We start from the raw sequence: 18781 nt of genomic DNA on the forward strand, positions 1-18781 counted from the left end.
CCGCGGCGCCTCGACAATCGGGCCACGTCGGGGAACGACGACAGACTTAGCCTTGCCGGCGCCGACGTCGCCACCGAGCACCATCTCATTGCTTGGCCTCAGGCGAGGCTCCAGCGCGCGAAGACGCTTTGCGCTCTCCCACCCACAGCGCCGGGATGCAGATGCCTTCCACGGACGCGCTATAGTCGATATCGTACTCACTCGCCCATGTGGTCGGGTCGGAGAAGCTGGCCTGCTTCGCTGCTGCCCACTCTTCCGTCTTGCGCGGATCATCGCGCCAGTGCAGCCGCATGATCTGGTGCGGCTTCATGATCGAGTGACGCTTACGGGCGAACAGGTTGCCCATCCCGTTGACGGACGAAACCCAGATCACGCAATCGGTGTTACCGGACAGCGCCTTCTCGACTGTCTCAGCGTTCGGAACGAATGCCGCCTCGTCGACCACGTACATCGAGGAGCGACCGCCCCGGCCCATGTCCTCGCCACCCTCTCCCGATATGACCGATCCGGTCTCCGGGTTCGAGATCCGCATGTAATTGTCATGCTGCGACCAGTTGAAGCCCTCCGGCATCATCTCAGCCGGCAGCCGCCGCATCATGATCCGGAGCTTCGCGAAGATAGTGTCCGGGTTATCCTTCTTGTCGACGTAATCGACCTTGCGGGAGCCGAACGTCGCCTTGAAGCCGGGATTGAAGAGCCACTGGTGCAGCGCCACCCCTGAGGTCAGGTAGGTAGCTCCGGTATCACGGCTTTTCTCGACCAGCCCTTCCTCGGCGGCCTTCACCCGATCGAGCAGCCACAAGACAACGTCGCGCTGCCTTGGCCAAAGCTTGAATTGAACGTAGGCACCGCCTGGCTTGCCTACCAAGCGAGGGTCGTATGTCCAAACCCACTTATCGAACCAGTAAACGATATCGCGGGCGCAGCGTTCTTTTTCGGCCTGCCAACCACCCGCTTCAGTCTCAACTCGTTCACGTTGCTCGCGCTCTGCCTTCCGCTTTGCCTTGGCTTCGAGGAGTGCGAGATATTCACGCTTCTCCCTCAGATCCATCTTCGCCAGCACCAGCTGCGAGGGCTGCAATGCGAGCATCGATTTCCTCTTCGGTCAGGTTGGCGTATTCGATCGGGCCACCATTCGCGCCGGTCACTTCGCGCTTCACAGGTGCGTAGCTGCCCTGCATCTTGTTAGCCTCGGCGATGGCAGAGATCGCCACACGTGCGTCTTTCTCGGCTTCGCGGTCGAATATCGTCTTGAGGGCAAGAAGCCTGTCAGCGGCCGTCCATTCGGCTTTCTCGGCCACTCTGGACTTGATCTCATCAACGCGGGCGGAAATCCGCTCATTTCCTCTCAATCGCGCCGCGTTGCCATCGTGAGGCTTGAACCCAGCCTCGGCATAGGCGTCCGTCGCGCTCTTGCCTTTGGCGAGCGCCTGGGCAAACTTCTCATGCCGTGCGTTTTTCAGAACTGGCATGGGCTAACCTTGGGAGGAAGAGATGAAGTCTACAGATGATTGCATTCGAATTGCTGCGGCAGGTGGCGGTCTCGATTTAACGACAGGGGCAAAGTCAACGGATGACCTCATCAGGATAGCTTCTGCTGCCTCGGCCCGAGGCGCTCCTATCTGGGTTCCAGGATCAAAATCAACGGATGACCTAATTCGCATTGCCGCAGCCGGAAAAGGTTGCGTCATGGTTCGCTTTGATTGATTACCAGAACATCCATATCAGCGCGGCGATTGCACAGAGGCACATCACTAGCAGCGTGCCGCGTTCGACCATCCCGCTCATCTCGGCCACCATGCCGAGATGGATGACAGTGCGAACATCATCGCCACCAGAGCGATATAGACGACCCATGCTGATACGTTGCGGACAGGACGAGGTAAGCGAGCCAGACGATCTTGCAGGCGATATGCAGGGCTTGGTCCTGGACGAACGTCGTCTTGCCTCTCACCTTCGCCTCGTCGATGATCGCGTGGATCAGCCATTCCAGAAGCCCCAGCCAGACGTTTGCCGTGACCAGCGCCACTCCGGCGCCTTGGATGCCGGAATGTGCGATCAGGTGATAAACGCGGAGCGGGCCTGATTGTTTTGCATCTGAGAGAAACTGCCCTGCAGCGGGTAATCGCAGAGCCAATGCATCGCGAGGAGCATGAGGGCGAGCGTGAGGACGGTTTCGATCAGCATGTACGGATCCTCATCGTAAAGACGACCAGCGCCGCCAGGATCAGGCCCCAGAGACCGCGGCGTTGAAGGTCGATGCCTATAGCTCGCTCTGGGACGCAGCCGCGCCAATCTAACGCCCAAAGCCACCTCGCTTTTGGTAGCTTGGATGCTCGCCTTCCCGTCATCACACGAATGTGACCGTCTCAAAAGTAAATGAAATGCGTTAGACGATAAGCAACCTCTCGGCGTTTCTCGAAGGGCTGCCTCCTAGGAGGTGCACAATGACCTTCGCCACCCTATCAACCGTTTCCCTGATCACACTTGCGGCGATCTCCGTCGGGGTAGTTCGTACCGACGCTCACCAAGCGAAGACCGGCTGGACCTATCCTCCGGCATGCTGCAAGGCTCACGAACTAGGTGGAGATTGCGCAGCCATCCCCGCTCCGGACATAATTCGAAGCGCGCGCGGGTTTTCTGTCCTTTTGCATGCGGGTGACCACCACCTCGCCACAAGACCACATCTGTTCTTCATCCCCTATGGCGATGAGATACCATCCGGCGACGGGCGATATCATATCTGCCTGCATCCCACGGAAGACGACGTGAACTGTTTCTTTGCCCCGCCTGACAGCAGCTAATGCGACTACGCGACCCGAACCTGGCAGGTGCCGCATGCATGTGCGATCTGCACTCTGGCGATCTCGGGTTTCTGGTTGGCTGCATCGACCATGGCCCTGACGCCGCGGCATCTGCCCCGTAACGTCTGACCACGCTTGGCGACGTCGGTGACGGCGGCCGACTGATGATCATGCAGGGCCGACGGCGGAGCATTGATGCCGAGGTCGATGGGGACCGAGGCGGCGGCAGGCATCGTGATCGTGGCGCAGGCAATCATTGCCAGGCCGGCGAAGATCATACTTCGGAAGCTGCGCATTCTGTTTCCTTTTTACTGGTGAGGTCATTCAGCCGGCGTGAAGTCGAGGTAGTACATCTTCCCCGGATCGAACTGGATTGCAGCGTTCGGATTGTCGACCGTCATCCGCAATTCGCCCCAAGGCGTTGCCTTCGTGAAGCGTCCGTCTTCGGACTGGATGTCTTCGGAATAGACGGTGTGAAAGAATACCGTCGTTCCTTCCTTGCCGCTGCACATAAACTTTGCTCGTACGCTCATGCGTCTTCTCCTTGTTATGCCCGGGAACCGCCGGACGCGGATTGGTCAAACTGGCGACGGGCTCTCTCTCGATCGCTTGAACTCAAGTTGAGGGTGTTGCGTTTATTGGGCAAAACCGCTCTTGACCGGAGAGAGACCGTGAGGCTTGTGCAATTGACGTTGGTTGGGCAGGCAGCGATGCCTGTCTTTCTGAACCCGGATCATGTGGTGTCTTTGGTTGCGCTACCTGATCGAACGCAGATCGTCACGACGGCAACAAGCGCCCACGGAGCGTCGATTGTCTACGATGTGACGGAGCTGGCTGCGGAGGTCGTGCGACTGCTGACAATTAATCCCACTGTCGTCCCACCAGGCCGAGCCTAAGGTAAAAAACCCGCCGCCGGTTAAGGTGACGGGCATGGGAAAATCCGATTAGAATTTTATTGGCGAAGGGCGCAAAGATCCGTCGGGCAAAACCAGCCATGTCATCACGCTTCCTTGAGGCAGCACAGATGCAAGTTTCTTTGCATATTCGAAACCTGCGTTCTCTTCGTTCGAGGGCAATATTGAGGACAACGCGCGGCCCACATCCGTAAGCACGTAGACTGGCGTAGATGGCTTTCCATCATTGTCCACAAGAATCTTCTGATCGAAATCAGCTTTGGTATCCTGTGCGAAGCCGACGGCAAATTTACCAAACGTATGAATCCAAACTTTTTTTTGCCCCGTATTGGACTGGCCAGATGCAAATAACCGCTGGTGGCCTGCTAGCCCCGGTTCAACCAACAGACCTGCACTTACAAGTCTCAGGCTCTGCTCGAAATCAAGTTCTCGCGGCATGATGCATTTAACAATGCAATCAACCAGCCTGAACGGCACCAGTTCTTCGAAAAGCTCCGCGGTCGCGGCGTCGAGTTCGTCTGTTGTGCGCATCACCTTCGGGCTAAACGTACCAGGTTTTCTTATTTCGCCCGCAAGGATCCTACCCCATCGCTCTCTAAGCTGCTCGGTGGTCGCCCCTTCGGCGTATCCTTCGAAGCGCGCCATAAACTCTTCGCTTACTTCGTCTGGACCAGAATTGGTCTCCTCGTCCGTTGGGTTGTGGCGACGAAGGTCTTGAATTGCCGCATGAGCCACGGCGTCTTTGTTCACCTGGGCCTGGGCTACTTTCTTGAAATGGTTCTCAAAGGCTCGCTTAGCGAGCTCCTCGTCATATCCCATTCGTTCAACGCCATATTTGGCAGCGGCTTCAATCAATTGCCGCTCGCCCTCATTTTTTGCCCGCTTACGGGTTGTAGCACCCTCGATCCAGGCGTTACCCAAATCGGCGACGTTGCCCAAGAGGCGTTCGACCGCGGCGATTGCACGGCTTTTTGCCGATGCTTTTATGCCGGTGGACGTAATTTCCACGGATAATGACGTTTCGCTACTGAGATGGTCTTCGGGCATGGATCTCCCCACTTGGTAGCGTGAAGATCGGCCTTAAATCGATTCTCTGCAACGGCAATCCAAGCCAAAATTCTAGACTGCTTGCCGACTTCTCGCCCGCTTGCGGTTCGCCTTCTCCAACCGCTTGATAAGTGCCGCGAGTTCCGGGCTATCAGCATCATGGAAGGGCTTTGCATCACCCGGCAGCCAGTGCAGGTCGTGCTTGGCAACAGGTGTTCCAACCTTATCCAAATCGATAGCCGAATTTGGCATCATTGGCGACACTCTGGACCAGTCAGGCTCTTGTAACGATTCAGGAAATTTAATTATAGCGCTGGAAATACGTTGGAACTCACTTTGAAGGTGACGTTCGGCTGTCCTACGAATTCGTCCGGTTTCCTTGCAGAAATCCCGGAATGATCCGCCGATATGCGGGGCTGCAAGGCACAAAGACCACTTGCCGAGAAGGACGCGCCGGTCTTCATCCTTCACATGGTCGAGAAGCCAACCGTACATGACTTCCTCTGCCCTGGATATCGCCGATGAGGTCGGTTTGTACCGGAGCCTCACCTCCTTGTAATCAAGCACATGCTCCGGCTAGAAGGCCCGCAGGGATGCCGGACGAAGCCCTCGGACATCGATATGGAGAAGCGTGTCGGCGGCTTCGACGAACCTCGCCCGCACGATCAGGCTGGCGTCGGCGATCTGTGCCGCGTCTTCCGTCAGGTCTTCAAACCGCAAGGCGGTGTTCTGGTTCATCGAGAATGCTCTCCAATCGATCGTAGATGTATGTTCTGAGGGTTGCCCGTACCGGCCATGGACGGCGCGCGACGGCCTTTCCACGCAAGATACCGAGGGGAATGGTGTCGAAGGCTTCGAGAACGTCTGAGGGACGCTCCAGCGCCCAATCTTGACGCTGTATGAGGATATCGGAGATTGCCCCGATCGTCTCGCTCCAAAGCTCGTCGCGATTGTTCTTTGTCTGCTTGATGCAACGCAGGACGAAGACGAGATGTCCGTCGCCGTACTGGTTGCGGATCTCATGCATCGTTCCCCGAGCATGGCTTTGCGCGGCCGCACGGCGTCGATAGACCGGCACCAACTTGATGCCGAGACCGTCGAGCAGTGCGTCTAGCTTTCCTTTGCTCATATGCCAGCCGCCCTCTCGAAGCGTTCCGTCATCTTGTTAACGGCATGCCAGGCGGTCTTGTGCTCGCGATTGAAGAGCTTCCCGAGCACCGGATAGGAGATATCCGGCTTAACGAAGGTCTTGATCTCGTACATCAGCAGCTGGCGGCACTCGGTTAAATCTTCCCGGCGGCAACTGCTGACCATCTCGCGATAGGAGAAGCCGAATTCCCTGCATCGGCGCTTGATGTAGAGCTTCAACGGCTGGCCAGTCTCTTCCTTCCACCGGCGGTAGGCATGAACATGGCTGTCGAAATAAGTCTTGTGGCGCTCCCAATAGGTGAGCGGAATCGGTGCGACAGGTTCCGGCTGCTTCGGCTTGAAGAGATTGACGACGTTCGATCGGCCGTAAAGCCTCTGCCGCACGGCGCTGTAGCTGGCGACGATCTCCTGTTCGGAGGCGTATTGTTTGACGGCGTGGATCATGCCTCGATCCTCCTGCGCTCTACCTCGATCGTGCCCCCGCCCTTCTTGAACAGACGATCAGCCGCCTTCTTCGCCACACTCTTTTTGCTACCGCCCATGGAGGAGATGCCGGTGATCGGGCTGTTGAGGTATTTCAGGAACTCGGCATTCGCGGCCTTCAGGGCTTCGGCTTCTGTCGCGAAGATGATGTCGTGCTTGCCGTCGCGAAGGACGCGGTTCTGGGCGTCATGCACACGGCGATAATAGGCGATCCAGCCGTGGCCGCGCTTCATTGCTCCTGCTGCGAAACAGTTGGTCATGCGTCTAATCCTTCATTTAAACCAAAAGCGACATTGGCGCCGATCCTCCATGGAACATTTGCCCCTCCAGGAAGGTTCGACGCCGTAAAAACCGGGGAATTCAGATGGCTGAACTCATCAGGGTTGATTTCGGGGTCACTTGGAGTGCGCCGGTCCATGTGCGCGTCGGGAATGGCATCCGACAGGAGATCTCTGGGCCGGATGCTGCATTGGAATGCTTGAAACACCGTTGGCCCGAAAAGCGGTGCGAGCTTTACGCACAGGCGAGGCAATTGTGTTTGGCTGCCGTGTACAAGCATGGGAGTCTCGAACTCGCGAGACAGGCTTTTGTAAACGCTGCCGCGGATGCAAAAATGCTGGCTTAGTTGCGCGTTCGCGCCCTCGCCAATGCTTGGAACGAAACTAGCGGCTTCTCCGTTCAAGGCGTCAAAAAGAGGAGCGCGATGTTTCAAACCGCATGGAGTAAACCTGTTTTCGTCCGGTTGCTCGCAACGACCCACCCCATCCGCACGCCGTCCGACGCAAGAACTTTCTTGGTCGATATTTGGCCCTTCAGTCCTGGTGAAGCCTACGAGAGAGCCCTCGATGCCTCCCAAAGCTGCTTCGATGGACATACAACGGCTGAGGAGGTCCGAGCTGCCTTCATTGCCGCTTGTAGGGAGGCCAATATACTCGTCGGCATATGATCCTCTGGCCAGTGAGTTGAAGCCGCCGGCGACGGGCTGAGCTCCGATTTGAAATTCGTTCATGCTGCCTCCTGAAGAAACTGCTGGGTGGCGTAGTCGCCCCATTGATCGGCCATGGCTGCCGCGATGCCCGGAAAGAAGCGTGAGCGCTCTCTCCACCGATCAGGGCCGGGCGGCATCCTGTGGACACGGGCTTGCCGGCCGCCGACGATGTTTGTCGGTTCAAGCGTCGGAAGGTTCCGAAGCCAGAAGCAAGTTCGCTTGACCTCGGGATGGCCGAACTGCCATGGCTGGACGCTCTGGGCGAACTCCTCGTAGTTCTCGATGCGCTCCTTGGCGTGCTTGTGCATCACCGGGTTTTCGATGCAGACGCGATCGATCGGCGCATTCCAGAATGCCGAGAACAGCGCGGCGCCCTCGTCCAGCTCAGCCCACATGTCATCAACCGTGCGGCCGGTCGGCGGGACCGAGAGCCAGCGAACGCCACTATTGCAAAGCCGCGTGCATGGTGGGTGAGCCACCATGAGCATGTCCCAGCCATCGTTCAAGTAGTCACGGGCATCACCGCGAATATGCCGGTTGCTCCCGTCCTCAGCCGGCAGAAGATCACATGACCATGCGTCGTGACCGCGATCGAGGAAGGCGTTCCGGACAGTGCCAGAGAACTCGCAGGCAACGAGCACGCGAAGCGATCGGGTGGCACTGCGCTCAGTATCAAGGCGAAGAGGAAGCTGCATTAGAACAACTCCGCTGGACGTTCGGGCTGCATGGAGACGTATCGGGTGTAGCGGGCTTCGAATTTCAGCCGCTCGCGGATGGTCGGATCACCGAAGCGGACCTTGATGGCGGCAATCTCCGCAATCCCTTCGATTTCAGACCCGAAGACGCGATTGATGGTTGCCCAATCGGACGGCTTGGCGGCGACGTCCTCGCGCTCCTTCTTGTATTTCTCGGGCCTATAGAGCGTGACGACAGCGTCGTAATCGGCTCTGGCCCCTTCCCCGCCGTACAGGTCGGCAGAGATGGGCCTGGGATTGTCTCGTCTGCTTCCGCCGCCGTTGCGTTGGTTCAGGATGAGGACAGAAGCATGCGCCTCGTCAGCCAGAGACTTGAGCTCTACCGTCACTTCGCCAGAAATGCGGTCCGGCGACAGCTTCGGGTCGCGCGGCTTCACCTTGCCGATGTGATCAATCACGATGAACGGCGTCTTGCCGTTTCCGCGCTTCTTCATGAACCGGCGGGCGTAGGCGGTAAGCTGCCCCACCCCTTCCCGCTGGCAGCGGATGATTTCTAGCGGCTGCTGATCCAGCCACGTGGCGAACCGGACGCAATCGTCTTGTTCCTTCTGCGTCATCATGCGGGCCGGATCGCGCTGCTGGCGAACATCGATGCCGTGAACCTGGGCGATCATCTGCCGGACGCATTGGGCGGATGACTGGTCATAGGAGAGGAAAAGAACCGGATGGCCTTCCCGAACGGCGTGGTAGATGAGCTGCATCGTGAGGGACGATTTTCCCTCGCCCGAAGACGACAGCAGGCCGTAGAGATTCCCGGCCTCGAATACCGGCTCCGAAAGAACCTTGGCGATCTCCGGAAGCGCGATCGGAACCCCGATGACGCCGTCACGCTTTGATGAGGCTTGGAAGGCGGAGAGATAGGAAGGCTAAGCAACACGGCTGCGATGCCGTTGTCACTGCAAGCCGGGAATGGCACGAGTATCTTCTTCCTCATCAAAAGCCGTGGTTCTCGGTCGGCGATCGCCTCTGGGTCCGCGAAGAATACAGCGGCCCATCGCAATTCAAGCCAAAGGTGAACCCGCCATCGACATGGCCAGTTGGCTGCGATATCTGGTACTGGGCTGATGGCAGTCCTGACTACGGCGATCGGACCAAGCCGAAGCGGGCAATGCATATGCCGCGCTGGATGTCGCGCCTTACCCTCATTGTCAAAGCCGTGAAGATCGAGCGTCTTCAGGACATCAGCCGTGAAGATGCAATAGCCGAAGGTCTGGAATGGGTCACCCCGACCTATGGCATCGCCGGCATAGCGTCCACTTGGAACGGCGATCCTCGCGAAAGCTATTTCGCCCTCTGGAATCACATCAACGGCGCTGGCGCGGCTGCGAAGAACCCGTGGGTGGTCGCCTACGCCTATACCGTTCACCACGGCAACATCGACCAGATCGCGAGGGCGGCATGAGCCTTTCCTTCGACAAAGAAGCGATTCTGTCGACGATCACCGACGGCATGAAGATGAAGCAGCAGATGCTCAAAAAGGGCGTCACGTCGGCTCGCGTCAAATGCCCGAAGTGCGACGGGATGCTTCACGCCCGCCTCGCCGGTCGCAAGAACCATATCCGGTTGTGGTGCGACGGGCCTTGCAAACGCCAGATGATGGAATGAGCCATGGCCAGAGCAGAATTCACTCGCAAGACGAAGCAAGACGCCCTGAAACGCTCCAGCCTGAAATGCGAAGCCTCAGGCCCACGCTACGGACTTCAGGAAGGCCAGCGCTGCAACTGCTCGCTCTCGCTCGGCGTCCAGTACGATCACGACGTGCCGGATCAGCTCGGAGGCGACAACAGCCTCGAGAATTGCCGCGCTATCTGCGTCCAGTGCCACAAGATCAAAACCCGTGGCGATATCCAGCAGATCCGCAAGTCAGATCGTCAGCGCGATAAGAGCAGCGGCGTCATCCGTCCGACCGGCAAGATCAAGTCTCCCGGCTTTCCGAGAACCGAGAAATCCGCCACGCGCCAGGCGAAGCAGAGCCTGCCGCCACGCCGCCTCTATGAAGAGCAGCAGCCATGAAACTCGGAACCCGCCAACTCGAATTGCTCCGCACCGTCGGCACCACAAGCGCGCTCGTCGTTCTCGACAATGTGAGCCGGCGCCTGTGCGCTCTCGGCCTCATGAAAACCATGGGGAAAGACGGCGACAGCTTCGCTTGCATCACGCCGAACGGGCTTCGCGCACTGGCGGATGCGGTGGATGCCGGGCGGATCGAGCTTTTCGTGATGCCGGAGAAGAGAGGTGGAAAATGACCGTGCGCCGCCAATCCATGATCCCGGCCGGGAGTTGGCCTCCCCGGATGCTTGCGGAAATCGCTGCAGCCTATTGCGGCGAAAGGCACGTCGAGGACTTCCTCTAGCGCGTCGGTACGACATATCCACAGCCACGGGTTATTGACACGACACGGCGGAAGTTCTGGTATCGCGACGATCTGGACCGCGCGATGAACATCGGAGCGGCCGATGCTGGTTCTGGAATAGGGGCGCGGTTCCGTGAAAAGATCAGGGAGAAGCGGAACGGTGGAACTGCCTAAGCACGTTCATCGCGTCACCAAGCGCAGGAAGGGCGGCGCTGAGACCGTCTATACCTTCTACACCCGGTTCAGGAACACCAAGGAAGCGTGGCCGTCTATCGCCCTTCCCGAACCCCTCGATGGCGACTTCTCCGCACGCCTGGCGATCTGCGAGGCTATGGAACGAGACAGCAAAGGTTTCCTGCTGGACGGGAAACGCCTTCCGGATCACAAGAGCAAAGAGTTCTGGCCTGAGGCTGAGAAGGCGCTCGCTGCGCTGATCAAGTGAGGCCGGGAGGGCGTGAAGGATTTCAAGTCCATGGTCGAGGCGTTTCAGAGTGACGCCAATCCGTTCTGGACTGATCTCGCTGCATCGACGCAGCGCGGCTATAAATCATCCGGCAAAATGATAATTGAAACGGTTGGCGGCGATCTGCCGGCCGATCTGACGACCGTCGATGCCCAGCAAGATGATAGACGAACTCGGAGAGACGCCGGCGACTGCCAATCAATTTCGCGCCTTCCTGTCCCGCCTGATGGGTTGGGGCGTCCCGCGCGGTTACTGCAAGACCAATGTCGTCGAGCACACCGAAAAGATACCAGGAGGCGATCCGTGGGTTCCGTGGCCGAACTGGGCCTTTGAAATCCTGTTCGAGCACGCACCTTTCCATATGCAGATGATTGCCATGTCGGCATTCTTCACCGGCCAACGCCAAGGCGACGTCATTGCCATGGTGAGGCCGAAGACAGGCGAGAACACAATCGCGGTCACGGCGCAAAAGACAAGGAACACGGTCTGGATACCGATCCACTTCGCCTATCGGAAATGGATCGATCGCGTTCCGGCCAACGATAGCGTCATGCTGCACGCCGGATCGCGGACCAAATATTACAAGACGGCCGACGGCTTCCGCACCGAATGGCAGAAGCTGATGAACGAAGACGCCTTCAAGCGTTTTCGCGAGAACAGGATCGTTTTCCACGGATTGCGCAAGAACGCGGTGATCAATCTTCTGGAGGTTGGTTGCACCGAGAACCAGGTCGGGGCGATCTGCAACATGTCTGCGCAGATGGTTCAGCATTACGGGAGGGAGGTCGCTCTGAGGAGTTTGGCGAAGGACGCCATGAAGCTGATGGAGGCCCGATGGAGCGAGATCGAACCTGCTGCTTTCAGGAACAGGAACGGAACGTGAATTGGAAACCGTTTCCAATTTATTGGAAACCAGTCCTCCGGAAACTCCGGACAAGTGCCAAATTTAACAATGATTTCAAGAGGTTTTTGGTGGGTGATGTAGGGCTCGAACCTACGACCCGCTGATTAAGAGTCAGCTGCTCTACCAACTGAGCTAATCACCCGTTCGCGCTTGGCTGCGCGGTGTGACGGGGCGTATAAACAGGATCGCAGGCCTTGTCCAGCGCCCTGCGGAAAATTCTTTGATTAATTTCGAAGATTTTTCTGCATGGCTGAAATGGGAATGAAATCAAAGGTCGAGCGTACCCGTGGCAAGGCGCACCGCCTGCCCCCCGATCCGGGCATTGGAGATGGTGCCGGCCTCGACATCGACATGCAGGTGGATGAAGGATGGCCGCCCCATCTCCACCCCCTGTTCAATCGTGATCGGATGATGGCCGTCCGGCAGCCGGTCGAAATGGTGGATCGCTCCCGAAAGTGCCGCGACTGCGGAGCCGGTTGCGGGATCCTCGGATATCCCCATGTCGCTTGCAAACATGCGCGCGTGGAACTTCGCCGAATGGTTGACGCCGGCGCGGCAGTAGATATAGGCCGAGGCCAGCGAACCGTCGACGAAGGGCACGGTCTTTTCAAAGAGCTGCGGATCGAATTCCAGCCGTTTTGCAACCCCGACATCGTGGACCGGCACGAGCAGGAAAGGAACGCCGGCGCTCCAGATCGAGGGCACGTGATTTTCGAAACCGATCTCCGTCACCTTGAGCGACAGCGCATTGGCGATGCCGAGCTTTTCGAGCGGCATATTGATCTGCTGCGATTTCCGCGGAAGATCGAATTCGGCAAAGCTCACCTCGCCCCGCCGCAGCCGGACCGCGCAGCGCACCGGCCCGACATTTTCCTCCAATACCGAAACGAGATCGAGCGTCATGTCGCAGCCGTGCGCCTCTTCGGCAAGGGCAATCGCCGTGCCGACGGTCGGGTGGCCGGCGAAGGGCAGTTCGCGGCCCGGCGTGAAAATCCTGAGCTTGGCTGTATAGGCTGGATTTGCCGAGGGGCGTACGAAGACTGTCTCGGAGAGATTAATCTCGCGGGCGATCGATTGCATCGCCTCCTCGCTGAGATCGTCGCCGTCGAAGATGACGGCCAGCGGATTTCCCGCGAGTTTGCGGTCGGTGAACACGTCATAGACGCTGTAGCTGCGCGCCACATCGGCCTCCTTAATCGGTCATCGAACCTGCAACCTGCCCGACCGGCGAAACGAGTGCAAGATATTAGCCCTCGTTTGTACTAGCGAAATACCAATCGATGATCGGAAGCATGGCGACGTTATAGGGATAGGCCGAGTGATCAGCAGAACGGATCGCAACCGCTCCGGCAATTTCCTTGTCCTCGGCAACGAGCATATGGGCCGCGATCCGCTCAATCATTTCGTCCGCAGCCAGGCCGAAACGGAACAGCCGGAACACGGTGACCGTGCGGCGGAAATGGCAGGCGTAGTAAGTGGTATCCGGCGTTGCATTGCGAAGTTCCATGCCTGTCTCCTCGAGCACTTCGCGCCGCATATTGCTCTCGACGTCGCAACGGCCGCCGGCGATATCGTCGAGGTCCAGCGAGCCGGCGGCGCAATAGACCTGACCGGCATTTGCCGTATGCGCGCCCATGCGCACGGCGATGATCGCGCCATCTGACGAGACCATGATGCCGAAGGCAAAAAGGTGGATGCCGCCGCGGCGCTCGGCCTGCTTGCGCCACCACAGAAAGGTGGAGAAGGGAATGATGTGGCCCCTGCCCGCAATACCGCCATCGTTCAACGCAAGCTGATGCTGAAACACCATACGACCATCGAAAAGCTCCGGTTTGGCCGATATCTCACGCTTCCAGTTCTCGCTCGCGAGTGCTGCATTCTGCAGATGATAAGGATGCTCGCCCGCCAGCACGCGAAGGTCGATGGAGGCGACAGGAAAAACAGTCTTCTCCGGCGGCCAGCCGGTAAGATCGTCTGAAAATGCAAGACTCATGTCAAATCCAGTGTCATGACGACGGGGCAATGGTCGGAGGCTTTCGGCCGATCCCAGCCGGTGCGCGGATAGCGCTCGACCTCCTGGCCGGGCGGAAAGATAGTGCGGAAGGGCTGACCGTTGCGGATGATCTCCGGCACCCGGCCGGTGTTCGCTTGCGCAAGCGCCGGCGAGAGCCAGAGATAGTCGAGCTGGCAAAGCCACTGCTCTTCCGGTCCCCGCGCGTGATAGAGCGTCCAGCGGTCGAGCGGATCGCGGCGGCGCGCGACATTCTCGGCAAAGCCGTCATGGCTGAACACGTCGAGCGCGCTTTCGGTTTCGTCCGTGTGTTCGAAACGGTATCCGATGCGACGCACGCCGATGACGTTGACGCGCTCCTGGTAGTCGTTCATGTCGCCGCAGATCACGAAATTCTTCCTGGCGGTATGTCCGGCGCCGAAACGGCTCTCGACAATCCGGCGCACGGCCAGCGCCTCCGCCCGGCGGACAGGCATCGTTGCCTGCCGGCTGCTGACGCCGTTGGTGCGCGGCCCATCCATCGACTTGAAATGCACGACATAGAGCGTCAGCGGCACACCGCCGATCGAGAGATCAAGTTCCAGGCAGTCGCGCTTGAAGATCTTGTCGTCGATGCGATTGGTGAGCGCCAATTGATCGTTGAACAGATCGAGCTCGCGATAGGTGAGCATCGCGTGGCTCTTGATCTCCTTCAGTTCGATCTTCTGGCCGTCGTGCGTTTCCTCGCGTACGAGGACCGCGACATCGATGCCGCGGCTGTCATTACCCTTGACGAGATACTTCTGCCGGTAGCCGGTTCCCACCATCCGGAAAAGATAACCGTACTCGAAGGCCTGCAGTGCCCCCATGCTATCGATTTCCTGCAGGCAGAGAATGTCCGCATCGGCATCGGCGATCGCAAGCGCCGTCATCTGACGTGTATCGTCGGTCGAGGCGACGACCCGCGCTTGCTCGAGCTGCTGGTAGACGCCTTCGCTCTGTATCTCAAAAAGCTTGATGACGCGGTCCTGGCGCAGTTGGTTGCGAAAACCGGTAAAATCGAAACGCGTCATCAGGTTTTCGACGTTGAACGTGGCAATGCGAAGCGACATCGAACATTTCCGGTTGGCGTTATGTCATTTGTAGAGACGAAAGAAGCATTCGGGAAGGCAGCGAGACGGAAATCAGAGCCGCCATGCCGAACGGATCGCAATCTTCAGCGCATCGCCCGCCTGCACCGCCGTGCGGCTGAAGGCGCGCAGCATCTGGCCGTCCGCCAGGGCGAGTTTCAGCGCATAGCGCTCGCCTTCATAGAGAACCGATTCCACCGTGGCCGGAATGCCCCCGCCGCCGAGCAGGACGTCTTCCGGACGCACGAGCATATCGATCTGCGGCCCCTCGCCCGGTTGATCTAGAATGATGGCCTGCAGCGCATTCCAATCGAAATTTCGCTTATCACCGCCAGGGGACCGCGTAGTCAGGATCGCCCCTCGCCCGATCAATCCGCCCACCATCCGGCCTTCCGGGCGTGCATAAATCTCGGCAGGCGGCGCGACCTGCAGCAGGTGGCCCTCCGACATCACCGCAACGTCCGTTGCAAGCGCCATGGCCTCACTCTGGTCATGCGTCACATAGATCATGGTGGCGCCGGAGCGCAAATGAAACTCGCGGAAACTCTCTTCCATCTCCTGCTTCAGGTGCCGGTCGAGATTGGCGAGCGGCTCGTCGAGCAGAACCACATCTGGCGATGTCACCAGGCAGCGCGCCAGCGCCACGCGCTGGCGCTGGCCGCCGGAGAGGTCGGCCGGACGCCGCTCGGCGTATTCCGCAAGCCGCACGGTCGAAAGGGCGTCTCGCACCTTCCGGCGATAGGCTTCGCCCACAATGCCGCGCACCTTCAGAGGATAACCGACATTATCGGCGACATTCATATGCGGCCAGAGCGCGTAGGACTGGAAGACCATCGCCATGTTGCGCCGTTCGGGCGGCAGGGATTGCGACGCGTCCGCAAGCAGCCGCTCGCCGAGATGGATCGAGCCGTCGGTCGGCGTCTCGAAACCTGCAATCATTCGCAGCACCGTCGTCTTGCCGCAGCCGGAGGGACCGAGCAGCGCCAGGAATCCACCCTCGCGCACGTCGAGTGAAAGCGCGCTCACCGCTGGTTTTCCAGTGCCGAAATCCTTACCGACATGATTGAGGATCAGCTTCGCCATGGCACCACTCCCTTAGGAAGCCGCTTTGCCAGCAATTCCAGAAGCAGCATCATGACGATGACCATCAGGACGATAAGCACGGAAAGCGCAGACGCCAGATCCGAACTGCCGCTGTCATCGAGATTGTAGATCGCCACGCCAAGCGTCTGGGTGCCCGCAGACCAGAGCAGCGCCGAAATCGTCAGTTCGTTGCAGGCAATTAGAAAGACGAGGATGACCGAGGCGCCAGCCGCAGGCGCAATCAGCGGCACGATGATATCCCTCAGCCGGCGGAAGAAGCCTGCGCCGGAAAGCCGCGCTGCCTCCTCCAGCGCCGGATCGAGCTGATGGAACGCGCTGACGACCGGCTTCAGGCTGACGGCAAAGAAGCTGGAGAGGTAGGCGATCAGGATGATCCAGATCGTGCCGTAGAACGTGATGTTGAGAACCGGCAGCGGCGCGGCGAAGACGAGGATGAAACAAACGGCAATGACGATGCCCGGCAGCGAATAGGGTATCTCAATCAGACTTGAGACGGCGCGCGAAATCGCATCTCTGCGCCGCGTCAACGCATAGGCCGACAGAACAGTCACCAGCAGGAGACACATGGCCGTTCCGGCCGCAAGAGAAAGCGAATTGACGAAGGCCGTCCGCGTCACCGCCTGGTGAAAGAGGATTTCATGAAAAGCGTTGAAGGACATGGTCTTGAAGCTCAGTGGCACGCCATAGGCCGGCACCAGCGCGCCGGCGAGCAGCGCGAAGAACGGTGCGGCCAGCATGAAGAACAAGATGACCCAAAGCGGCGGCGCGAACAGATATTTCCAGCCACCGAGATCGAAGGTGGCAGTCGCACCCGAAAGGCCAAGCACGCGATAGTCTCGGCCGCGCAAGGCCCGATCCTGGATCGCAAGCCCGGCGACGGAGATAATCGCGATGATGGCCGACAGCAGCGCGACTTCCCCGAATGTGCGACTGGTGAAGGCCGAGAATTTCGAGAAGATCAGCGTCGGTAAGGTGTAGATCGAGGCAGGAATGCCGAGGATCGCCGGGATGCCGAAATTGCCGGTGCAGGAGACAAACGAGATCGCCGCACCCGCGATGACACCGGGCAGCGACAGTGGCAGGATGATATCGCGAAAGACACGAAAGCTGGATGCGCCGGAAAGCCGCGCGGCCTCGACGCCGTCTCGCGGCAGCGCCATCAGCCCGGCCCTCAGAGCCAGGTAGACGAGCGGCGCGTGCTGCACGCCATAGAGCAGCGCAATACCGCCGACCGAATAAAGCGGTTGCGGGGAGCCGAGCGGCGGCGCGATATGCAGCGCTTTGAGAAGCGGGCTCGACGGGCCGGACATCTGCACCCAGGCGAGAGCCGTCACCTGCGGCGGGATCATCATCGGCAGCACGAAGAGGAAGCTCAACAGCCCCTTCCCGCGAATATCCGTCAGTGTCAGCAGAAATGCGAAAGCGCAGCCGATGACGAGTGAAATCACCGTGCCGAGGATGGCGGTGACGATCGTGTAATAGGTGGCCGACCAGAGTGCGGGATCGGCAAGCACGGCAGACACGCCGCCATTTGCCAACGCGGCGATGCCTGCAACGGCAAGCCGCGCCAGCGGCAGCACGCTGAGGATCAGAACAACCAGAATGATGAGAGGAAACAACCAGGCCGGCTGGCTGCTTCCTGCACGAACATATCCCTGCATCGGGTATCCGGTGGTGATCAGTTCGATCCGTAGATGCCCGAGAAAGTCTTCAGATCCTGATCGGTATTCTTCAACGCTTCGCCAGCCTTGATCGGCAGCACCTTGATGCTGTCGCGTGCAGGGAAGCCTTCCGGCAGCTTCATACCGTTGCGGGCCGGAATATAGCCGAGCTTCAGGAAGCCTTCCTGACCCTTTTCGGAAAGCACGTAGTCGACGAATTTTTTCGCCGCTTCGGCGTTCTTGGTGCTTGCTAGAATGCCGACCGGCTCGGTCACGGCCGAAACACCCTCTTGCGGGAAGACGAACTCGACGGGTGCACCCTTTGCCTTCTCGCGGATCGGCATATAGTCGACGACCATGCCATAGGCCTTTTCGCCCGAGGCGACCGACTTCAAGACAGCGCCGTTGCCGCCGGCAGCCATGGCACCGTTTGCGGCAAGCGCCTTGTAGTAGTTCCAGCCGAGGCCATCGACTGCAGCCAGCGTCTGGGCGTGGATGAGCGCGGCACCCGAGGTCAGCGGGCTCGGCATGGCAACGAGGCCCTTGGCTTCGGGCTTCGTCAGATCCTTCCAGCTCGCCGGCTTCATCGAGGCCGAGGTATTGTACATGATGCCGGTGGTGATCAGCTTCGTTGAATAGTAGTGGCCGTCAGCATCGTAGAGAGCGGCGTCGTAGCTTGCGGCTTCCGGCGACTTGTAGGCGAGCAGCTTGCCGGCCTCCTTGAGGCGCTCCAGCGTCACCGTATCGGCGATCAGCAGCACGTCGGCAACCGGGTTGCCGGCTTCGATCTCGGCCTGCAACTTCGCCATGATCTTCGGCGTGCCGTCGCGCACCCAGTCGACCTTGACGTCCGGATTTGCGGCCATGAAGCCATCGACCGTCGCCTGCGCGTCCTCGTTCGGCTGGCTGGTATAAAGCACGAGATTGGCAGCCTCAGCCGAAACGGAAACGAGACCGGCAGCCAGCAATGCGGCAAAGATGGAGAGCTTCTTCATGGCAATTCCCTCATGATGAACATGACGGTTCCATAGAGAGG

The 18781-nt window shown here is 59.1% G+C and carries 29 protein-coding genes and 1 tRNA gene; 9 read left to right on the plus strand and 21 right to left on the minus strand.

The genetic code is table 11. The features are described from left to right. Positions 1 to 85: 85 nt before the first annotated feature. Both QA644_RS10755 and QA644_RS10760 read right to left on the minus strand, forming a co-directional pair. A complete protein-coding gene (locus tag QA644_RS10755; protein ID WP_283072304.1) occupies positions 86 to 1090 on the minus strand; it encodes a hypothetical protein in 1005 nt (334 codons plus the stop codon). Continuing rightward, a complete protein-coding gene (locus QA644_RS10760) occupies positions 1029 to 1472 on the minus strand; it encodes a hypothetical protein (protein WP_283072305.1) in 444 nt (147 codons plus the stop codon). The genes QA644_RS10755 and QA644_RS10760 overlap by 62 nt, the downstream gene beginning before the upstream one ends. 22 nt (positions 1473 to 1494) lie before the next feature. On the opposite strand from QA644_RS10760, the gene QA644_RS10765 reads away from it, so the two are divergent. Beyond that, on the plus strand, positions 1495 to 1707 hold the full coding sequence (locus QA644_RS10765) for a hypothetical protein (RefSeq protein ID WP_283072306.1): 213 nt from the start codon (positions 1495 to 1497) through the stop codon (positions 1705 to 1707). 118 nt (positions 1708 to 1825) lie between these two features. Here QA644_RS10765 and QA644_RS10770 read toward each other — a convergent pair whose 3' ends face one another. Next, entirely contained in the window at positions 1826 to 2029 is a 204-nt protein-coding gene (locus QA644_RS10770) for a hypothetical protein (RefSeq protein WP_349254114.1), read from the minus strand. Positions 2030 to 2058: 29 nt separating this feature from the next. Then, complete coding sequence (locus QA644_RS10775) at positions 2059 to 2187, minus strand: hypothetical protein (RefSeq protein WP_283072466.1); 129 nt, start codon at positions 2185 to 2187, stop codon at positions 2059 to 2061. Between the two features lie 260 nt (positions 2188 to 2447). Between QA644_RS10775 and QA644_RS10780 the strand changes: the two genes are divergently transcribed. Next, a complete protein-coding gene (locus QA644_RS10780) occupies positions 2448 to 2804 on the plus strand; it encodes a hypothetical protein (protein WP_283072307.1) in 357 nt (118 codons plus the stop codon). Between the two features lie 5 nt (positions 2805 to 2809). Here the strand turns inward: QA644_RS10780 and QA644_RS10785 are convergent, their stop codons facing one another. From QA644_RS10785 to QA644_RS10820, 8 genes are all read right to left on the minus strand, one after another. Further along, positions 2810 to 3100, minus strand: a complete 291-nt coding sequence (locus QA644_RS10785; protein WP_283072308.1) for a hypothetical protein — start codon at positions 3098 to 3100, stop codon at positions 2810 to 2812. 24 nt (positions 3101 to 3124) lie between these two features. Further along, positions 3125 to 3337 (minus strand): hypothetical protein, encoded by a 213-nt coding sequence (locus QA644_RS10790; RefSeq protein WP_283072309.1) that lies wholly within the window; start codon positions 3335 to 3337, stop codon positions 3125 to 3127. A gap of 411 nt (positions 3338 to 3748) precedes the next feature. Then, complete coding sequence (locus QA644_RS10795; protein ID WP_283072310.1) at positions 3749 to 4765, minus strand: DUF2806 domain-containing protein; 1017 nt, start codon at positions 4763 to 4765, stop codon at positions 3749 to 3751. A 72-nt stretch (positions 4766 to 4837) separates the two neighbouring features. Beyond that, the gene (locus QA644_RS10800) at positions 4838 to 5260 is read right to left on the minus strand and encodes a hypothetical protein (protein ID WP_283072311.1); all 423 of its coding nucleotides are present in this window, start codon (positions 5258 to 5260) and stop codon (positions 4838 to 4840) included. Between the two features lie 81 nt (positions 5261 to 5341). Next, positions 5342 to 5503, minus strand: coding sequence for a hypothetical protein (locus tag QA644_RS10805; protein ID WP_283072312.1), 162 nt, complete (start codon positions 5501 to 5503; stop codon positions 5342 to 5344). Further along, entirely contained in the window at positions 5475 to 5894 is a 420-nt protein-coding gene (locus QA644_RS10810) for a hypothetical protein (RefSeq protein ID WP_283072313.1), read from the minus strand. Before QA644_RS10810 ends, QA644_RS10805 begins: the two co-directional genes overlap by 29 nt. Next, a complete protein-coding gene (locus tag QA644_RS10815) occupies positions 5891 to 6358 on the minus strand; it encodes a helix-turn-helix domain-containing protein (protein ID WP_283072314.1) in 468 nt (155 codons plus the stop codon). Before QA644_RS10815 ends, QA644_RS10810 begins: the two co-directional genes overlap by 4 nt. Further along, complete coding sequence (locus QA644_RS10820) at positions 6355 to 6657, minus strand: hypothetical protein (RefSeq protein WP_283072315.1); 303 nt, start codon at positions 6655 to 6657, stop codon at positions 6355 to 6357. Before QA644_RS10820 ends, QA644_RS10815 begins: the two co-directional genes overlap by 4 nt. Before the next feature lie 104 nt (positions 6658 to 6761). Between QA644_RS10820 and QA644_RS10825 the strand changes: the two genes are divergently transcribed. Further along, the gene (locus tag QA644_RS10825) at positions 6762 to 7022 is read left to right on the plus strand and encodes a DUF982 domain-containing protein (protein WP_283072316.1); all 261 of its coding nucleotides are present in this window, start codon (positions 6762 to 6764) and stop codon (positions 7020 to 7022) included. 380 nt (positions 7023 to 7402) lie between these two features. On the opposite strand, the gene QA644_RS10830 is transcribed toward QA644_RS10825, so the two are convergent. Together QA644_RS10830 and QA644_RS10835 are read right to left on the minus strand one after the other, a co-directional pair. Continuing rightward, the gene (locus QA644_RS10830; RefSeq protein ID WP_239598277.1) at positions 7403 to 8080 is read right to left on the minus strand and encodes a hypothetical protein; all 678 of its coding nucleotides are present in this window, start codon (positions 8078 to 8080) and stop codon (positions 7403 to 7405) included. Then, complete coding sequence (locus tag QA644_RS10835) at positions 8080 to 8958, minus strand: DnaB-like helicase C-terminal domain-containing protein (RefSeq protein WP_349254116.1); 879 nt, start codon at positions 8956 to 8958, stop codon at positions 8080 to 8082. Before QA644_RS10835 ends, QA644_RS10830 begins: the two co-directional genes overlap by 1 nt. 194 nt (positions 8959 to 9152) lie before the next feature. Between QA644_RS10835 and QA644_RS10840 the strand changes: the two genes are divergently transcribed. From QA644_RS10840 to QA644_RS10865, 6 genes are all read left to right on the plus strand, one after another. Then, entirely contained in the window at positions 9153 to 9542 is a 390-nt protein-coding gene (locus QA644_RS10840) for a hypothetical protein (protein ID WP_283072317.1), read from the plus strand. Beyond that, entirely contained in the window at positions 9539 to 9745 is a 207-nt protein-coding gene (locus QA644_RS10845; RefSeq protein WP_239598275.1) for a hypothetical protein, read from the plus strand. The genes QA644_RS10840 and QA644_RS10845 overlap by 4 nt, the downstream gene beginning before the upstream one ends. A gap of 3 nt (positions 9746 to 9748) precedes the next feature. Further along, the gene (locus QA644_RS10850; RefSeq protein ID WP_283072318.1) at positions 9749 to 10153 is read left to right on the plus strand and encodes an HNH endonuclease signature motif containing protein; all 405 of its coding nucleotides are present in this window, start codon (positions 9749 to 9751) and stop codon (positions 10151 to 10153) included. Further along, entirely contained in the window at positions 10150 to 10386 is a 237-nt protein-coding gene (locus tag QA644_RS10855; protein ID WP_239598273.1) for a hypothetical protein, read from the plus strand. Before QA644_RS10850 ends, QA644_RS10855 begins: the two co-directional genes overlap by 4 nt. Positions 10387 to 10653: 267 nt before the next feature. Next, positions 10654 to 10935 (plus strand): hypothetical protein, encoded by a 282-nt coding sequence (locus tag QA644_RS10860; RefSeq protein ID WP_283072319.1) that lies wholly within the window; start codon positions 10654 to 10656, stop codon positions 10933 to 10935. 169 nt (positions 10936 to 11104) lie between these two features. Next, positions 11105 to 11839 (plus strand): hypothetical protein, encoded by a 735-nt coding sequence (locus tag QA644_RS10865; protein WP_283072320.1) that lies wholly within the window; start codon positions 11105 to 11107, stop codon positions 11837 to 11839. Positions 11840 to 11926: 87 nt separating this feature from the next. Here QA644_RS10865 and QA644_RS10870 read toward each other — a convergent pair. The 7 genes from QA644_RS10870 to QA644_RS10900 form a co-directional block, all read right to left on the minus strand. After that, positions 11927 to 12002 (minus strand) — tRNA-Lys (locus QA644_RS10870). A gap of 125 nt (positions 12003 to 12127) precedes the next feature. Then, on the minus strand, positions 12128 to 13042 hold the full coding sequence (locus QA644_RS10875) for a PhzF family phenazine biosynthesis protein (protein ID WP_283072321.1): 915 nt from the start codon (positions 13040 to 13042) through the stop codon (positions 12128 to 12130). A gap of 64 nt (positions 13043 to 13106) precedes the next feature. Continuing rightward, complete coding sequence (locus tag QA644_RS10880) at positions 13107 to 13853, minus strand: DNA mismatch repair protein MutT (protein WP_074068855.1); 747 nt, start codon at positions 13851 to 13853, stop codon at positions 13107 to 13109. After that, a complete protein-coding gene (locus QA644_RS10885; protein WP_283072322.1) occupies positions 13850 to 14962 on the minus strand; it encodes an endonuclease/exonuclease/phosphatase family protein in 1113 nt (370 codons plus the stop codon). Before QA644_RS10885 ends, QA644_RS10880 begins: the two co-directional genes overlap by 4 nt. A gap of 72 nt (positions 14963 to 15034) precedes the next feature. Further along, on the minus strand, positions 15035 to 16063 hold the full coding sequence (locus QA644_RS10890) for an ABC transporter ATP-binding protein (protein ID WP_283072323.1): 1029 nt from the start codon (positions 16061 to 16063) through the stop codon (positions 15035 to 15037). Next, on the minus strand, positions 16051 to 17745 hold the full coding sequence (locus tag QA644_RS10895) for an iron ABC transporter permease (RefSeq protein WP_283072324.1): 1695 nt from the start codon (positions 17743 to 17745) through the stop codon (positions 16051 to 16053). The genes QA644_RS10890 and QA644_RS10895 overlap by 13 nt, the downstream gene beginning before the upstream one ends. Before the next feature lie 17 nt (positions 17746 to 17762). Further along, complete coding sequence (locus QA644_RS10900) at positions 17763 to 18740, minus strand: ABC transporter substrate-binding protein (protein ID WP_283072325.1); 978 nt, start codon at positions 18738 to 18740, stop codon at positions 17763 to 17765. Positions 18741 to 18781: the final 41 nt, after the last annotated feature.

This window comes from Rhizobium sp. CC1099 (assembly GCF_029714385.1).
GTDB lineage: Bacteria > Pseudomonadota > Alphaproteobacteria > Rhizobiales > Rhizobiaceae > Rhizobium.